This window comes from Aquabacterium sp. (assembly GCF_041915145.1).
Taxonomy (GTDB): Bacteria; Pseudomonadota; Gammaproteobacteria; order Burkholderiales; family Burkholderiaceae_C; genus Aquabacterium.
Genome location: NZ_JAYSBZ010000070.1, coordinates 1 through 15320 on the forward strand (window position 1 = coordinate 1; position 15320 = coordinate 15320).

Sequence of the window (15320 nt, forward strand, 5' to 3'; positions counted from 1 at the left end):
CGCGGCAGTGAGCGTGGGCATCGTGCAAGGCACGCCGCTGCTCGATCTCGAATACGTCGAGGACTCGGCCTGCGACACCGACATGAACGTGGTGATGACCGGCGCCGGGCATTTCGTCGAGGTGCAGGGCACGGCCGAAGGCGCTGCTTTCAGTCGCGCCGAGATGGACGCCTTGCTGAACCTGGCCGACAAGGGCATCCGCGACCTGGTGCTGGCGCAGCAGCGTGCGCTGCGCGACGTCCGCTGACATCGTGACCCGGCTGGTGCTGGCGTCGAACAACGCCAAGAAGCTCAAGGAGTTGCAAGCGCTGCTGGCGCCGACGGGCGTCGAGTTGATCGCGCAGGGCTCGCTGGGCATTGCCGAGGCCGAGGAGCCGCACCTCACCTTCATCGAGAACGCGCTGGCCAAGGCGCGCCACGCCGCGCGCGCCAGTGGCCTGCCGGCGCTGGCCGACGATTCGGGCTTGTGCGTAGACGCGCTGGGCGGCGCGCCGGGCGTGCTGTCGGCCCGCTACGCCACGCTGTTCGGCCAGCCCAAGAGCGACGCCGACAACAACCGCGTGCTGCTCGAACAGATGGCCGACCACGCCGACCGCCGCGCCCGCTTTGTCTGCGCCCTGGTGGCCGTGCGTCACCCTGATGACCCCGAGCCGCTGATCGCCTTCGGGCGCTGGCAGGGCGAATTGCTGCGCGACTATCGCGGCGCGGGTGGCTTTGGCTACGACCCGCTGATGTTCATTCCGGCCTTCGGGCAGACCGTGGCCGAGCTGCCCGCCGAGGTGAAGAACCAGCACAGCCACCGCGCCCTCGCAGCCGCTGATCTGCTGCGGCAGATGCAAGCGCTGTGGACGCTGGGCTGAGCACCGCCCGACCCGCGCGTACCCCGACCACCATGAGCGCCACGCTCAACACCCAAGCCCTGCTCGACTTGGCCTTGCGACCCGGCACGCTGACGCTGGGTGCGATGCCGCCGCTGACGCTCTACATCCACCTGCCGTGGTGCCTGAAGAAGTGCCCGTACTGCGACTTCAATTCGCATGAGCTGATGGCCCCCAAGATGCCTTCGGCATCGCCCCCCCGAGGGGGAGCGTCCGGCTTGGGGCGGCCCGGCGCCGGACCTGTTCGCAATGAACCACCAGAGGCGCAGTACCTCGACGCACTCCGCGCCGACCTCGAAGCCGCCCTGCCGCTGGTGTGGGGCCGACGCGTGGTCAGCGTGTTCATCGGCGGCGGCACGCCCAGCCTGTTTTCGCCTGACGCCATCGACCGCCTGCTGACCGACGCGCGCATGCTGCTGCCGCTGGAGCCCGGTTGCGAGATCACGCTCGAAGCCAACCCGGGCACCTTCGAGCGCGAGCGCTTCAAGGCGTTTCGTGCGGCGGGCGTGACGCGCTTGTCGATCGGCGTGCAGAGCTTTGACGATGCCAAGCTGAAGGCCCTCGGCCGGGTGCACGACCGGGCGCAGGCCGTGGCGGCGGTCGAAGAAGCGCAGCACGCCTTCGAGACCTTCAACCTCGATCTGATGTACGCGCTGCCGGGGCAGTCGCCCGACGAGCTGGACGCCGACCTCACGCAAGCGCTGGCCTTCGAGCCGCCGCACTTGTCGGTCTACCACCTGACGCTGGAGCCGAACACCTACTTCGCCAAGCACCCGCCCAGCGTCCCTGACGACGACACCGCTTACGCGATGCTCGACCGCATCACCGAGCGCACGGCGCAAACCGGCATGCAGCGCTACGAGGTCTCGGCCTACGCGCGACCCGGTCACCGCTGCCAGCACAACCTCAACTACTGGCAGTTTGGCGACTACCTGGGCATCGGCGCGGGGGCGCACAGCAAGCTGTCGTTCCCGCACCGGGTGATTCGCCAGACGCGCTGGCGCGAGCCGGCGGCCTATATGCAGCAGGCGCTGGCGGGCACGGCCGTGTCCAGCAGTGACGAGGTGGCGCGCGACGCGCTGCCGTTCGAGTTCATGCTGAACGCCTTGCGCCTGCTCGACGGCTTCGAGCTCGCCTCGTTTGGCGAGCGCACCGGGCTGCCGATCACGGCGATCCAGCGCGCGTTGGGCGAAGCCGAAGCCAAGGGGTTGATCACGCGCGACTGGGCCCGGGTGCAGCCCACGCCGCGCGGCATGGACTTCTTGAGCGATTTGCAGGCGCTGTTTCTGGCGGACTGACACCGGCCGAGTCGCGCCCCGCGGTCAGACCCGGTTGATCGACGCGCCCACCGTGCGCCGCAAATACTCGATGAGCTGCGGCGCGATCTGCTTGAGCGGCAGCACTTCTTGCACCGCGCCGGCATTGATGGCCTCGCGCGGCATGCCGAACACCACGCACGAGGCTTCGTCCTGCGCCATGTTGTAGGCGCCGGCGTCGTGCATCTCACGCATGGCCTTGGCGCCGTCCGCGCCCATGCCGGTGAGCATGATGCCGATGGCGTTGGGGCCGACCACGCGGGCGGCCGACTTGAACAGCACTTCGACGCTGGGCTTGTGGCGGTTGACGGGCTCGCCGTCCTGCACTCTCGCGATGTAGTTGGCGCCCGAGCGCTCGACGCTCAGGTGCATGCCGCCCGGCGCGATGTAGGCATGGCCCGGCAGGATGCGCTCGCCGTCTTGCGCCTCGGCCACGCGGATGCGGCACAGACCGTCGAGCCGCGTGGCGTAGCTCTTGGTGAAGCCCGGCGGCATGTGCTGGGTGATGACGACGGCGGGGGAGTCGGGCGGCAAATTGATCAGCACTTCCTTGGTGGCCTCGGTGCCGCCGGTGGACGCGCCGATGAAGATGATCTTCTCGGTGGACAGACGACCCAGGTTCGCCACCGGTGGGGCGATGCGGACCGGCTGCGTGCTCGACATGCTGGTGGCCGCCGGCGCGCCCGGCGTGACGAGCTTGTGCACGCGCGCCTTGGCGGCCACGCGAACCTTGTCGGTGATGTCTTGCGCCAGCAGGCGCAGGCCGTCGGCCACGCCGATCTTGGGCTTGGCGACGAAATCGACGGCGCCCAGCTCGAGCGCCCGCAGCGTGACGTCGGCGCCGCGCTCGGTCAGCGTGGACACCATCACCACCGGCATCGGGCGCAAGCGCATCAGCTTGGACAGGAAGTCGATACCGTCCATGCGCGGCATCTCGACATCGAGCGTGATCACATCGGGATTGAGGTTGCGGATCATCTCGCGTGCCACGAACGGGTCGCTTGCCGCACCGATGCATTCCATGTCGGGCTGGCGATTGATGATCTCGCCCAGCAGGCTGCGCACCAAGGCCGAGTCATCGACCACCACCACACGCGTCTTTGCCATGAGAACCCCCGAATCCCTTGAATCTTGTCGGCGTTAAAACAGATCGACGGAGCCGCCGCCGGTGTTTTGCGGCAGCACCCGCTTGGCCGCGGCGCGGTCCTGCGCCACCAGGGCGTCCGGATTGGTGGGCGCCAGCCGCTTGACCATGGCCTTGCCGCTGGCCGGGAAGAAGCACACCTTGCGCGGATAGATTTCGAGCACGTCCTTCGACACGACCGGAATGCGCTCGGTCTTGAGGTAGTCCATCACGAAGGCCGTGTTGCGCTCGCCCACGTTGATGGTGCTCATGCCGCTGATCACCGCGCCCCCGCCGAACACCTTGGCCTCCAGCGTCATGCGCGAGGCGCCCTTTTTCATCATCTCGTTGATGAGCAGTTCCATCGCGTAGGAGCCGTAGCGGCCCGAATCGGCGCCGCCGTCGCCGGCATCGGGCAGCATGAAGTGGTTCATGCCGCCGACCTTGGCGTTGCGGTCCCACAGGCAGGCGGCGATGCACGAGCCGAGCGTGGTCATGATGAGCACGTCTTCGTTGTAGACGAAGTATTCGCCCGGCAGGATCTTGACGGCCTCGGTCTTGAAGTGCGCGTCGTAGAAGAAGAACGAGGCCTCGCCCGGCTTGGGCACGCGAGCCTTGAGCTGCTCCAGCCGGGGCGACGAATTGAGCGTCGACGACGGCCGGTTGAACGCAGGAGTCGTGAGGGTCATGGCGGCGCTTTCGCTAGGGTGCCGGGCGTCACACGCGCTCGTAGACCGTCTTGCCGCGCAGGCGGAAGAGATCTTTGGAGTCGGTGAAGTTCTCCGAGTGCCCCACGAACAGGAGGCTGTCGGGCCGCATGACCGCATGAATGCGCTCCAGCACGCGGCGTTGCGTGGGCGCGTCGAAATAGATCATCACGTTGCGGCAGAACACGAAGTCGAAGGGCTCGCCCAGCGACCACTGCGCGTTCATGAGGTTGAACGGCTTGAATTCGATCATTCGGGCCAGCTCGGGCTTCACCCGGATCGAGCCGGCGTTGTTGCCCTTGCCGCGCAAGAAGAACTGCTGCAGGCGGCGGTGGTCGAGCCCGCGCGCCTCGGCGTCGTAGACCCCGCGGCTGGCCTTGGCGAGCACGTTGGTGTCGATGTCGCTGGCCAGGATCTTCACCGGGCCGCTGATGCCCATGGCCTCGGCCGCCGTGATGGCCAGCGAGTAGGGCTCCTCGCCGGTCGAAGCCGCGCTGCACCAGATGCGCGTGGGCTTGCCGGCGCGCGCTCGCAACGCCTCGGCCAGCATGTGGAAGTGATGCTCCTCGCGGAAGAAAGCCGTGAGGTTGGTCGTCAGGCAGTTGATGAACTCCTGCCACTCGCGCTCGGCGGCGTCGCCGTGCGCGGTTTCGAGCCATTGCAGATAGGTCGCGAACGAGTTGTAGCCGGTGTCGCGCAGGCGGCGCGACAGGCGGCTGTAGACCATGGCTTGCTTGCCGGCGTGCAGGCTGATGCCGGCGCGCTGGTAGATCAGCGCACGCACCCGCTCGAAGTCGGTCGTGTTGAAGCTGAACTCGCGGTCTTGCGATGAAACGGCTGTGGCTTGAGACATGGTCTGCTTGAGCAACGGGGCGATCAGGTCAGCGACCTGCTCATCACCCGGACTTATCGGCCGATCGGCGGGTCCCTTGAGGATGCCTCGACTAGCCAAGCCTGGCGGCGTGAGATAAGGTGCTGATCAGTCGCAAATCCCGAGATCAGCGACCCGACCCTTGGTTACACTTTGCGCAAGACTTGGATCTTGTTAGTGGACACACCCCAACAGTCGCCGTCACCGCCCGCCGCGAAATCGCTCACGACTTCGCTCACTCAACCGACCGCGCTCATCGACCAGCTGCGGCTGGATCAAGCCCTCCAGCTTTTGCGCCAGGCCGGTCACCCGGTTGCCGAGCGGCCCGATGCGTCCACCCCCGCGCTGCTGTCCACCGACTGGATCCAGAGCGTGATCGACGCGCTGTGCGATCTCTCCAGCCGCGACGCCCTCACCGGCTTGGCCAACCGCCGCCAATTCGAGCTGGCCATCGACCGCGAAATCGACCGCGTGGCCCGCACCGGCGAGACGACGATGGTGCTGGTGCTCGACATCGACCACTTCAAGCGCGTCAACGACACCTACGGCCATGCCGCCGGCGACGTGGTGATCCAGAGCGTGGCGCGCGCCCTGCAAGACTGCGTGCGGCCCATGGACACCGTGGCGCGCATCGGCGGCGAAGAGTTCGCCATCATCCTGCCCAACTGCCAGCCCGCGTTCGGGCAGGCGGTGGCCGAGCGGATTCGCCGGCGTGTCGAAGCCAACCCGGTGCAGGCCGCGCTGCATCAGGCCATCCCTGTCACCGTGAGCGCCGGCGGGGCGTTTGCGCCGCAGTGGGTGCGCTCGTCGGCCAAGCTGTGGCTGGAGCGCGCCGACCAGCAGCTCTACCGCGCCAAGGCCGAGGGCCGCAACCGCGCCTGCCTCGAACTGCCGCCGCTGCCCATGGTCAGCGCCGAAGAAAAAGGCATGCTCTTCGCCCTGGGTGCCGGGGCCGAGCCTGCTGACCAGACCGAATCGGATCCGACCTCATGACCTCGCCGACCCGCGACAACCCATCCGCCGCCAAGCGGGCCCGCATCCTGGCCGTGACCAGCGGCAAGGGCGGCGTGGGCAAGACCTTCGTCAGCGCCAACCTGGCCGCCGCGCTGTCCAAGCGCGGCCTGCGCGTGCTCGTGCTCGACGCCGACCTCGGCCTGGCCAATATCGACGTGGTGCTCAACCTCTACCCCAAGGTGACGCTGCACGACGTGTTCACCGGCAAGGCGCAACTCGACGACGCCATCCTGCCCGCGCCCGGCGGCTTCTCGGTGCTGCTGGCCGGCTCGGGGCTGGTCGAGTATTCGCGCCTCACGCCCGAGGTGCGCAACGACCTGCTGGGCATCATCGACTCGGTCGCGCCGCGCTTCGACTGCATCCTGCTCGACACCGGCGCGGGCATTTCGGACGTGGTGCTGTTTGCCGTGTCACTGGCCGACGAGGTGATCGTCGTGGCCACGCCCGAGCCCACCTCGCTGACCGACGCCTACGCCACCATCAAGGTGCTGGCCGCGCAGCAGGCCCGCACCCAGTTGCACCTCATCATCAACCAGGTGAGTCGCGTGGGCGATGGCAAGGGCGTGACCCAGCAGCTGCAACAGGTGCTCAACCGCTTCGTGCAGACGCAAAGCGGCCAGCCGCCGCAACTGCTGCCGGCCGGCGACGTGCCGCTCGACTCCAGCGTGCGCGAAGCCGTGCAGAAGCGCCAACTGCTGCTCGAACACCACCCGGGCTCGCCGGCCTCGCAGGCCATCACCGCCATCGCGGCCAAACTCGCGCCCCACGCCTGACCGCTCCCCCCGCTTGGCCCGCACCAGGGTTGCCCCGCACCCGGTTTGCACTTCGCAATATACGGATGTATATTGCGCAACCTGAACCGCCCCTGATTACACGGTGTGCGGTTCTTTTTGAGCCGTCGATATATACGAACTGATACAGCGGAAGCACACAGGAGTCCAACGTGCCCTCTCATCTCGCCTCACCCTTGCCCGCCGCGCACGCGCGCCGCACCATCGCCCTGGCCACCGCCCTGCTGCTCGGTGGCGGCGCCGCCTGGGCCCAGCAAAGCGATGTCACGCCCTTCGATCTGGGCACGATTTACGTGGTGGGCAAGCGCCCCAGCGTGGGCGATGTGGGGGCCGACCAGGTGTCGTCCGTCGTCACCCGACAGGACATGCGTACCTTCAACCGCGGCAACGTCGGCGATGCGCTCAACCTGCTATCGGGCGTGACGGTCACGGCCAACGGGCGGAATGAAAAAGTCATCTATGTGCGCGGCTTCGACACGCGCGAGGCTCCGCTGTTCATCGACGGCATCCCGGTCTACGTGCCGTACGACGGCTATGTCGACTTCAACCGTTTCGTCACCTCGAATCTGGCGGCCATTCAGGTCACCAAGGGCTTCAGTTCGGTCGCCTACGGCCCCAACGCGTTGGCGGGCGCCATCAACCTGGTGACGCGCAAGCCCCGCGAGCGCTTTGAAGGCGACGCCTCGGTGGGCGTCGGCTCAAGCAAGGGGCGGCAGGCCGAGGTGAACCTGGGCACCAACCAGGGGATGTGGTACGTGCAAATGGGTGCCTCGTACTCGCAGGCCGACGGGTTCCCGCTGTCCGACAATTTCACGCCCACGCTCACCGAGGACGGCGGGCTGCGCAACAACTCGGCCCATCACGACGGCAACCTCTCGCTCAAGCTGGGCCTGACCCCCAACGCCCACGACGAATACACCTTGAGCTACTACAAGCTCAACGGCGAGAAGGGCCAGCCGCCGTCGACCACCGCCAACCCGCCCTCGTCCGCCAACTACTGGGTGTGGCCGTACTGGAACAAGGAGGGCGTGTACTTCATCTCCAAGACCGCGATCACCCCCGCCGAGAACCTGAAGGTGCGGCTCTACCACGACGACTACGACAATGAGGCGCTCTACTACACCGACGCCACTTATACGGTCTTCAGGTCGCAGTTCGGCAACCCCACGGGCCACAGCATCTACCACGACCGCACCCACGGCGCCTCGCTGGAGCTGGAATCGGTGCGCTGGGCCGGCAACACCCTGCGCGCCGTGGCTCAGACCAAGACCGACACGCACACCTCGGTCGATTCGGCCAACACCCTCTACGAAAACTATCAAGACAAGTTGAGCTCGGTCGGTCTCGAAGACAACTACGAGATCAGCAGCCAGCTGACCGCATCGGCCGGCGTGGCCCGCCAGACGCTCAGCCCGCAGCGTGTGTATAACGTCAGCAACCACTTCGGCCTGCCCGGCGACAAGTCGGCCAACAATGCGCAGGCTGGCCTGTTCTACGACTGGACGCCCCAGGCCCGCGTGTACGCCACCATCGCCGGCAAGACGCGCCTGCCCACGCTCAAGGACCGCTACTCGCAGAAGTCGGGCACTTACGTCGAGAACCCCAATCTGCAGCCCGAGAAATCGACCAACTACGAAACGGGCTACCAGGGCCAGCCCTGGGCTGGCGGCCATGTCGAAACGGCGCTGTTCTTCAGCAACATCCACGACAAGATCCAATCGGTGGCCAACGTATCGGGCACCAAGTCGCAGATGCAGAACGTCGGCAAGGTGCATGCCTCGGGCCTCGAAGCCAGCATCAAGCAAGCCCTCGCGGCGTGGGCCGATGTAGGCGGCAGCTACACCTACACCGTGCTCAAGAACGTCGGCGACCCGGCCACCCGGCTCACTGACGTGCCGCGCAACAAGCTCACCGCCTACGCGCAAGTGCGCCCCGCCGACGCCTGGTCGATCGTGCCGTTCGCCGAATTCGACAGCGGGCGCTGGGTGTCGAACACCTTGCGCCTGGGCGGCTTCGCCACGCTCAACGCCAAGGTGGTCTACCAGCCGAGCAAACCGCTGTCGATCGAGGCGGGCATCAACAACCTGACCGACCACAACCTGTCGATGTCGTCGGGCTACCCCAACCCGGGCCGCACGTGGTTCGCCAATGCGAACTACCAGTTCTGAACACAGGAGCACACCATGATGAACATCACCAAACGCGGCTGGATGGCCATGAGCCTGGCCATCGCCCTGACTCGGTTCGCCGCGCCGGCGCACGCCGTGCACACTCCGGACGACCCGTCGGCCTACGTGACGCACAGCGTCGTCATCACCGGCACGGTCGAGCATCCGCAAACCGTCACCGTCAGCGATTTGCGCAAGCTCCCGCCGCAGCGGGTCAGCGAAGTCGGCCTGGTGTGCCAGTCGGGCGCCGACATGGGCAAGCTGCAGAACGTCAAGGGCGTGCGGCTGACCGATCTGCTCGACCAGGCCGTCATCCAGACCCCCGGGCACAACGACGTCAAGAAGATGGTCGTGATCGCCACGGCCAGCGACGATTACGCGGTGGTCTTCTCGTGGACGGAGCTCTACAACTCGCCGCTCGGCGATGGCGTGGTGGTGTACTTCGAGAAGGACGGCGTTCCGCTGGGTGACGACGAAGGCCGCATCGCCATGGTCTCGTCGAAAGACACCCGCACCGGCCCGCGCCACGTGAAGTGGCTCAAGCGCATCGAGGTGCGCAAGGTCGTGGACTGATGCGGCTCGATCACGCCACCGCCATGCGCGATCAGTTGCGCCGCTGCGTGGCCGGCGTGATGCGTGCCGCCCAACTCGGCGAACTGCCGCTGTTCGCCTGGACGCTGGGTTTGCCGCAAGACGGCTTGCTCGGCCTGCTGAACGACCTGTTCCCCGAGATCGGCGAGCTGGAGCCGGTGGCACCGGCCCGCTACGCCGCCCTGACTCGCGCCGCGCCGCGCGATCTGGGCGAGCTGGCCCGCTGGCTGTTCGCCCAGCGCAGCCCCCACGTCGCGCTCCGCGACGCGCACGCGCTCGCTTGCACCGTGGCCGCCGCGAGCTTCGGCAACCGGCACCTCTGGGCCGATCTCGATTTGCCGGATCGCGAATCGCTCGATGCGCTGTTAGAGTTCCACTTCCCCCCGCTGGTTGCCCGCAAGCCCGCCACGGTTCGCTGGAAGCGGTTTCTCTTCGCCGAGCTCGGCGGCAGTCGCGGCGACCCGGGCCTGCTGCCCCCCGGCTGCGTCGCTTGCGACGAATTCAGCGCCTGTCGAGCCACCCCGTCACCCCCATCGCACCATGAGCGAGTCCTTGCCGTCCAACAAAAGCTTTGAGATCCATGGCTCGGTCTGGATGACCGTGGACGGCGAGAACTTTGGCGGACGCGGGCGCGTCGAGTTGCTGCGCCACATCGCCAGTTGCGGCTCGATCACGCGCGCGGCCAAGGCCATGAGCATGAGCTACAAGGCCGCGTGGGACGCCATCGACGCCATGAACCAGCTCGCCGGCGAGCCGCTGGTGCAGCGCATGGTGGGCGGCTCGGGCGGCGGCGGCACCAAGCTCACCCCACGCGGCGAGCGACTGATCCACAACTTCGAGCGCATCGAGCGCGAGCACCGACGGTTCGTCGAGGCGATCAGCGCCCAGGCCGAACAGTTGGCAGACGACTATCTTCTTTTCAGAAAGCTCGACATGAAAACCAGCGCACGCAACCAGTTCTTCGGCAAGGTCACCCGCGTGGTGCCCGGCGCGGTCAACGACGAGATCGACATCGATATCGGCAGCGGCCACAGCATCGCGGCCATCGTGACGCACGAAAGCACCCAGTCACTCGATCTCAAGGTCGGGCGCAGCGTGTTCGCGCTGATCAAGGCTTCGTCGATCATCGTGGTGGCCGACGAGGCCGGATCGCGCTTTTCGGCGCGCAACCGCCTGAGCGGCCAGGTGGCCCGGCTGCAAGGCGGCGCCGTCAACACCGACGTGACCATCGAGCTGCCCGGTGGAGCCAACGTGTCGGCCATCATCACCAACGAGAGCTGCGCCCATCTGCAGCTGGCCGTGGGCTCCGCCGCGACGGCGATCTTCAAGGCTTCGAGCGTGATCGTCGGCGTGACCGACTGAGCGCAAGCGCCGCGGCCTCAGCCGCGCTCGACGGCGGTGGGCCGCAGCAGCACGATCAGCGCGCCCGCGCCGCCGTCCGGCCCCTTGGCCTGCACGAAGGCCATGACCTCGCTCTTTTGCACGAGCCAGGTCCGCACCTTGTTCTTCAGCACCGGCTCGCGCCCCGGCGAGCCCAGGCCCTTGCCGTGCACCACGCGCACGCAGCGCAAGCCGTGGCGCGCCGCCTCGCGGATGAAGCCGCCCAGGCGCTCGCGGGCCTCGTCGCGACGCAGGCCGTGCAGATCGAGCTCGGCCTGCATCGTCCACTCGCCGCGCCGCAGGCGGCGCAGCACGTCGGGCCCCACGCCGGGGCGGGCGTAGGCCAGCTCGGCGTCGGTCTGCAACAGCGACTCGACATCGAATTCGTCGGACAAGGCCTCGCGCAGCACGGCCTGCTCGTCCTGCAAGCGGCTGCGCGGCGTGGGGGCCGGCTTGAGCGCGGCGGGGCGCAAGGCAGCGGGGTCGACGACGCCGGGGTCCTTGATTGGCAGCACCGGCCCGACGTGATGGCGAAACACCGCCTGCTCGCGCTGCGCCCGCTCGGCCTCGGCGCGGCGCCGGGCTTCGAGCTCGCGCTCGCGTTGCTGCTGGAGCTGCCGCTGGCGTTGCGCCTCGCGCCACACCTGCTTGAGCTCGTCCAGCCCCTTGCCTTTCATCTCGTCCTCGTCGCCTCAACAACCGTCACAACAAGCCGCGTTCGGCGAACGACACGACCTCGGCGCGGCCCACCACGAGGTGGTCGAGCACGCGCACATCGACCAGGCCCAGCGCGCTGCGCAGCGTCTGCGTGAGGTACTCGTCGGCCTTCGAGGGCTCGGCCACGCCCGAGGGGTGGTTGTGCGCCAGGATCACCGCCGCGGCGTTGACGCTCAGCGCCCGCTTGACCACCTCGCGGGGGTAGACGCTGGTTTGCGTGAGCGTGCCGCGAAACAGCTCCTCGAAGCCGATCATGCGGTTTTGCGCGTCGAGAAACAGCACGCCGAACACCTCGTGCGGCAACTCGGCCAGGTGCAGGCGCAGGTAGTCCTTGACCACCTGAGGCGAGTCGAACACCGGCCGCGCCTGCAGCGTGGTGGCCAGCGCGCGGCGGGCAATTTCGAGCACGGCGGCGATCTCGGCGCGCTTGGCCGGGCCCAGTCCCTTGACCGACTTCAAGTCGGCCACATCGGCGCGCAGCAAGCCGGCCAGGCCGCCGAAGCGGTCGAGCAGGCTGTGCGCCAGTTGCAGCACGCCCTGTCCCTTGAGCCCGGTGCGCAGCAACAAGGCCAGCAGCTCGGTGTCGGCCAGGGCGGCGCTGCCCTGGTGGAGGAGTTTTTCGCGCGGGCGCAAAGCAGCCGGCAGGTCTTTCATGGTGGGTCGCTCCCTCGTGTTTGTCTTGCGTTTTCTTGTGCTCGTGCGGCGGTTGCCGGCTCGCTTGCGGCTTGTGGCTGCCGCGAGTCCGTCCCTTGCCTAAAATTGCGCCTTCAGTCTACCCAAGGGGGTCACCGCCTCGCACGCCCGGGCCCGATCCACTTTCAGCCTTCGTCACCCCCTTCATCAACCCTTTACGCAGCCGAGTCGAGATCTTGAGCGACAACACTTCTTCTGCCGTGCCCACTGTTCAGATGGGCTCTTTCTTGACGCTGCACTACCGGCTTGCCGGCCCGCAGGGCGATGTCGTCAACACCTTCAACGAAGGCCCGGCCACGCTGACCGTGGGCGCCGGCGCGCTGTCGCCAGCCATCGAATCGCGCCTGATCGGCCTGGCCGAAGGCGCGCGCGTCACCATCGAGCTGGCCGCCGGCGAGGCGTTCGGCCACCGCAGCGCCGAGCAGCTGCGGCGCGTGCCGCTCGAAGTGCTGCGCGAGCACGGCGCCGACGACCACTACGGCGTGGGCGACGTGGTGCGCTTTCCGACGCCCGACGGCAACGGCAGCTTTGCCGGCGTGCTGCGCGAATACGGCCCCGAGGGTTCGGGCTGGGTGCTGTTCGATTTCAACCACCCGCTGGCCGGCCAGCCGGTGACCTTCGAAGTGCAGCTGATCGGGGTGCTGTGATGGGCGGCCCGGTCAGTGACGTGCTGCTGGCCGAGCCGCGCGGCTTCTGCGCCGGGGTCGATCGCGCCATCGAGATCGTCGAGCGCGCCCTCACGCTGTTCGGCGCGCCGGTCTACGTGCGCCACGAGATCGTGCACAACACCTACGTGGTCAACGACCTCAAGGCCAAGGGCGCGATCTTCATCGAAGACCTCGCCGAGGTGCCCGCCGGCGCCACGCTGGTCTTCAGCGCCCACGGCGTGAGCCAGGCGGTGCGCAACGAGGCGCAGCAGCGCGGCTTCCAGGTGTTCGACGCCACCTGCCCGCTGGTCACCAAGGTGCACATCGAGGTGGCCAAGCTGCACCGCGAGGGTTTCGAGTTCCTGATGATCGGCCACAAGGGCCACCCCGAGGTCGAAGGCACGATGGGCCAGCTGAGCGACGGCATCTACCTGATCGAGGGCGTGGACGACGTGGCCACGGTGCAGGTGAACAACCCGGGCAAGCTGGCGGTGGTGACGCAGACCACGCTGTCGGTGGACGACGCCGCCGCCATCCTGAGCGCGATCAAGGAGCGCTTTCCGCAGATTCGCGAGCCCAAGCGGCAGGACATCTGCTACGCCACGCAAAACCGGCAGGACGCCGTGAAGATGCTGGCCCCGCAAGTCGACGTGGTCGTCGTGGTGGGCAGCCCCACCAGCTCGAACAGCAACCGCCTGCGCGAGCTGGCCGAGCGCCTGGGCACGCCCGCCTACATGGTCGATTGCCCCGAAGACCTGCGCCCCGAATGGTTCGCCCGCGGCGCCCGCGTGGGCCTCACCGCTGGCGCGTCAGCCCCCGAGGTGCTGGTGGACCAGGTGATCGCGCAGCTCAAGTCGCTGGGCGCCGCCGGCGTGCGACGCATGCAGGGCGTGGAAGAGTCGGTGCGCTTTCCGCTGCCCAAGGGCCTGAAGCTGCCGGGCGAAGGCGCCGGCAACGAAGACTGAGGCTCGGCTCAGCACCCGCCGCCCGGCTTGCCGCAGCCCGAACAGCCGTCGCAGCCCGAGGCCGGGCTGCCCGGCCGGGCCAGCGTCGAACCCAAGGGGCCTGGCACACCGTCGTCGCGCGCAGCGGGCGTCGAGCTGGCCAGCAGGGCCCGAGCCCGCCGCCAGACGGCGCGGGCCACGTACAGCGCCGCCACGCCCACGATCAGCCCGACCAGGCCGTCCTGCACGAAGGTCGAGGCCACGGCGCTCATCGTCACGCCCCCAGCCAGGTCACGACGCGGAAGGTCGCGAACGACGCCAGGTAAGCCAGCCCGAACAGGTAGCCCGCCATCACACCCACGGTGCGCCAGCTGCCGGTTTCGCGGCGCACCGTCACCAGCGTGGCCACGCATTGCGGCGCGAACACATACCAGGCCAGCAGCGACAACGCCGTCGCCAACGACCAGGTCTGGGCGATCACCGGCCCCAGCGCGCCGGCGGTGGCATCACCCGTAGCCGACAAGGCGTAGACCGTGCCCAGCGCACTCACCGCCACCTCTCGCGCCGCCAAGCCCGGGATCAGCGCGATCGCGATCTGCCAATTGAAGCCGATGGGTGCAAAGAAGCCCGCCAGCGCGTGACCCAGCCGACCCGCGAAGCTGTAGTCGATGGCCGGGCCGGTGAACCCCGGCGGCGGCGACGGGTAGGTGCTCAAGAACCACAGCAGCACCGTCAGCGCCAGGATGATCGTGCCCACGCGGTTGATGAAGATGGTGGTGCGTTGCCACAGCCCGATGGCGATGTTGCGCACATGCGGCCAGTGGTAGGCGGGCAGCTCCATCATCAGCTGGCGGGTCTGCCCCTGCGCCGTGGTGCGCTTGAGCACCCACGCCACCAGCATCGCGCTGACGATGCCAGCAAAGTACAAGCCGAACAGCACCAGCCCCTGCAGCTCCAGCCCGCCCCACACCAGACGCTTCGGGATGAAGGCGCCGATCAGCAAGGCGTAGACCGGCAAGCGCGCCGAGCAGGTCATCAGCGGCGCGATCATGATCGTGACCCAGCGGTCGCGCGGGTTGTCGATGGTGCGCGTGGCCATGATGCCGGGGATGGCGCAGGCGAAGCTCGACAGCAGCGGGATGAACGAGCGCCCGGACAGCCCGATGCTGCCCATCAGTCGGTCAAGCAAGAAGGCCGCGCGCGGCAGGTAGCCCGACTCTTCGAGCACCAGGATGAAGAAAAACAGGATCAGGATCTGCGGCAGGAACACCAGCACCCCGCCGGCCCCGGCGATCACGCCGTCCACCAGCAAGCTGCGCAAGGCCCCCTCGGGCAGATGGGTGGCCACGACCTGACCCAGCACCTCGACGCCCGCCTCGATCTGGCTCTTGGGCCACTCGGCCCAGGTGAACACCGCCTGGAAGATCAGGAACAGCAGCACCAGCAAGATGATCGGGCCGGCCACCGGGTGCAAGACCAC

Annotated in this window: 17 protein-coding genes and 1 pseudogene; 11 read left to right on the forward strand and 7 right to left on the reverse strand. The window is 67.8% G+C overall.

Translation table 11 applies throughout. The annotated features are described in order from the left end of the window. The 3 genes and pseudogenes from rph to hemW form a co-directional block, all read left to right on the forward strand. Positions 1–247, forward strand: a pseudogene (gene rph / locus ACE3SS_RS12270) (ribonuclease PH); the annotation flags it as partial. A 1-nt stretch (position 248) separates the two neighbouring features. Beyond that, a complete protein-coding gene (gene rdgB, locus ACE3SS_RS12275; RefSeq protein WP_374594344.1) occupies positions 249–860 on the forward strand; it encodes an RdgB/HAM1 family non-canonical purine NTP pyrophosphatase in 612 nt (203 codons plus the stop codon). 32 nt (positions 861–892) lie between these two features. Beyond that, on the forward strand, positions 893–2176 hold the full coding sequence (gene hemW / locus ACE3SS_RS12280; RefSeq protein WP_374594317.1) for a radical SAM family heme chaperone HemW: 1284 nt from the start codon (positions 893–895) through the stop codon (positions 2174–2176). A gap of 24 nt (positions 2177–2200) precedes the next feature. On the opposite strand, the gene ACE3SS_RS12285 is transcribed toward hemW, so the two are convergent. From ACE3SS_RS12285 to ACE3SS_RS12295, 3 genes are read right to left on the reverse strand one after another with little or no spacing between them, the layout of a single operon-like run. Beyond that, positions 2201–3301, reverse strand: a complete 1101-nt coding sequence (locus ACE3SS_RS12285; RefSeq protein WP_374594318.1) for a chemotaxis response regulator protein-glutamate methylesterase — start codon at positions 3299–3301, stop codon at positions 2201–2203. 33 nt (positions 3302–3334) lie between these two features. Further along, positions 3335–4006, reverse strand: coding sequence for a chemoreceptor glutamine deamidase CheD (cheD, locus tag ACE3SS_RS12290; RefSeq protein ID WP_374594320.1), 672 nt, complete (start codon positions 4004–4006; stop codon positions 3335–3337). Between the two features lie 28 nt (positions 4007–4034). Continuing rightward, complete coding sequence (locus tag ACE3SS_RS12295) at positions 4035–4877, reverse strand: CheR family methyltransferase (RefSeq protein ID WP_374594322.1); 843 nt, start codon at positions 4875–4877, stop codon at positions 4035–4037. A 195-nt stretch (positions 4878–5072) separates the two neighbouring features. Between ACE3SS_RS12295 and ACE3SS_RS12300 the strand changes: the two genes are divergently transcribed. From ACE3SS_RS12300 to ACE3SS_RS12325, 6 genes are all read left to right on the forward strand, one after another. Then, positions 5073–5888, forward strand: coding sequence for a GGDEF domain-containing protein (locus tag ACE3SS_RS12300; RefSeq protein ID WP_374594324.1), 816 nt, complete (start codon positions 5073–5075; stop codon positions 5886–5888). Further along, positions 5885–6682 (forward strand): MinD/ParA family protein, encoded by a 798-nt coding sequence (locus ACE3SS_RS12305; protein ID WP_374594326.1) that lies wholly within the window; start codon positions 5885–5887, stop codon positions 6680–6682. Before ACE3SS_RS12300 ends, ACE3SS_RS12305 begins: the two co-directional genes overlap by 4 nt. Positions 6683–6852: 170 nt before the next feature. After that, a complete protein-coding gene (locus ACE3SS_RS12310) occupies positions 6853–8868 on the forward strand; it encodes a TonB-dependent receptor plug domain-containing protein (RefSeq protein WP_374594328.1) in 2016 nt (671 codons plus the stop codon). A gap of 15 nt (positions 8869–8883) precedes the next feature. Then, positions 8884–9441, forward strand: a complete 558-nt coding sequence (locus ACE3SS_RS12315; protein ID WP_374594330.1) for a molybdopterin-dependent oxidoreductase — start codon at positions 8884–8886, stop codon at positions 9439–9441. Beyond that, complete coding sequence (locus ACE3SS_RS12320; RefSeq protein WP_374594332.1) at positions 9441–10034, forward strand: nitrogen fixation protein NifQ; 594 nt, start codon at positions 9441–9443, stop codon at positions 10032–10034. Before ACE3SS_RS12315 ends, ACE3SS_RS12320 begins: the two co-directional genes overlap by 1 nt. Then, entirely contained in the window at positions 10000–10821 is an 822-nt protein-coding gene (locus ACE3SS_RS12325; protein WP_374594334.1) for a TOBE domain-containing protein, read from the forward strand. The genes ACE3SS_RS12320 and ACE3SS_RS12325 overlap by 35 nt, the downstream gene beginning before the upstream one ends. A gap of 17 nt (positions 10822–10838) precedes the next feature. Here the strand turns inward: ACE3SS_RS12325 and ACE3SS_RS12330 are convergent, their stop codons facing one another. Together ACE3SS_RS12330 and radC are read right to left on the reverse strand one after the other, a co-directional pair. After that, positions 10839–11516, reverse strand: a complete 678-nt coding sequence (locus ACE3SS_RS12330; RefSeq protein WP_374594336.1) for a Smr/MutS family protein — start codon at positions 11514–11516, stop codon at positions 10839–10841. A gap of 25 nt (positions 11517–11541) precedes the next feature. Continuing rightward, positions 11542–12210 carry a DNA repair protein RadC gene (gene radC, locus ACE3SS_RS12335; protein ID WP_374594338.1) on the reverse strand — a complete coding sequence of 223 codons (669 nt, stop codon included), beginning with the start codon at positions 12208–12210 and terminating at the stop codon, positions 11542–11544. Between the two features lie 254 nt (positions 12211–12464). On the opposite strand from radC, the gene ACE3SS_RS12340 reads away from it, so the two are divergent. After that, positions 12465–12896 carry a peptidylprolyl isomerase gene (locus ACE3SS_RS12340; protein WP_374594346.1) on the forward strand — a complete coding sequence of 144 codons (432 nt, stop codon included), beginning with the start codon at positions 12465–12467 and terminating at the stop codon, positions 12894–12896. Then, positions 12896–13861, forward strand: a complete 966-nt coding sequence (gene ispH / locus ACE3SS_RS12345) for a 4-hydroxy-3-methylbut-2-enyl diphosphate reductase (protein ID WP_374594340.1) — start codon at positions 12896–12898, stop codon at positions 13859–13861. The genes ACE3SS_RS12340 and ispH overlap by 1 nt, the downstream gene beginning before the upstream one ends. Before the next feature lie 8 nt (positions 13862–13869). Here the strand turns inward: ispH and ACE3SS_RS12350 are convergent, their stop codons facing one another. Together ACE3SS_RS12350 and ACE3SS_RS12355 are read right to left on the reverse strand one after the other, a co-directional pair. Beyond that, positions 13870–14112, reverse strand: coding sequence for a DUF6587 family protein (locus tag ACE3SS_RS12350; RefSeq protein WP_374594348.1), 243 nt, complete (start codon positions 14110–14112; stop codon positions 13870–13872). A 2-nt stretch (positions 14113–14114) separates the two neighbouring features. After that, the coding region (locus ACE3SS_RS12355; RefSeq protein WP_374594342.1) for a ferrous iron transporter B at positions 14115–15320 on the reverse strand (1206 nt) is incomplete at its 5' end.

Excerpts from the sequence above, each read along its gene's own strand:
- hemW (WP_374594317.1), top strand. The coding sequence starts at position 893 with ATGAGCGCCACGCTCAACACCCAAGCCCTGCTCGACTTGGCCTTGCGA.
- ACE3SS_RS12285 (WP_374594318.1), bottom strand. The coding sequence starts at position 3,301 with ATGGCAAAGACGCGTGTGGTGGTGGTCGATGACTCGGCCTTGGTGCGC.
- cheD (WP_374594320.1), bottom strand. The coding sequence starts at position 4,006 with ATGACCCTCACGACTCCTGCGTTCAACCGGCCGTCGTCGACGCTCAAT.
- ACE3SS_RS12295 (WP_374594322.1), bottom strand. The coding sequence starts at position 4,877 with ATGTCTCAAGCCACAGCCGTTTCATCGCAAGACCGCGAGTTCAGCTTC.
- ACE3SS_RS12305 (WP_374594326.1), top strand. The coding sequence starts at position 5,885 with ATGACCTCGCCGACCCGCGACAACCCATCCGCCGCCAAGCGGGCCCGC.
- ACE3SS_RS12315 (WP_374594330.1), top strand. The coding sequence starts at position 8,884 with ATGATGAACATCACCAAACGCGGCTGGATGGCCATGAGCCTGGCCATC.
- ACE3SS_RS12320 (WP_374594332.1), top strand. The coding sequence starts at position 9,441 with ATGCGGCTCGATCACGCCACCGCCATGCGCGATCAGTTGCGCCGCTGC.
- ACE3SS_RS12325 (WP_374594334.1), top strand. The coding sequence starts at position 10,000 with ATGAGCGAGTCCTTGCCGTCCAACAAAAGCTTTGAGATCCATGGCTCG.
- ACE3SS_RS12330 (WP_374594336.1), bottom strand. The coding sequence starts at position 11,516 with ATGAAAGGCAAGGGGCTGGACGAGCTCAAGCAGGTGTGGCGCGAGGCG.
- radC (WP_374594338.1), bottom strand. The coding sequence starts at position 12,210 with ATGAAAGACCTGCCGGCTGCTTTGCGCCCGCGCGAAAAACTCCTCCAC.
- ACE3SS_RS12340 (WP_374594346.1), top strand. The coding sequence starts at position 12,465 with ATGGGCTCTTTCTTGACGCTGCACTACCGGCTTGCCGGCCCGCAGGGC.
- ispH (WP_374594340.1), top strand. The coding sequence starts at position 12,896 with ATGGGCGGCCCGGTCAGTGACGTGCTGCTGGCCGAGCCGCGCGGCTTC.
- ACE3SS_RS12350 (WP_374594348.1), bottom strand. The coding sequence starts at position 14,112 with ATGAGCGCCGTGGCCTCGACCTTCGTGCAGGACGGCCTGGTCGGGCTG.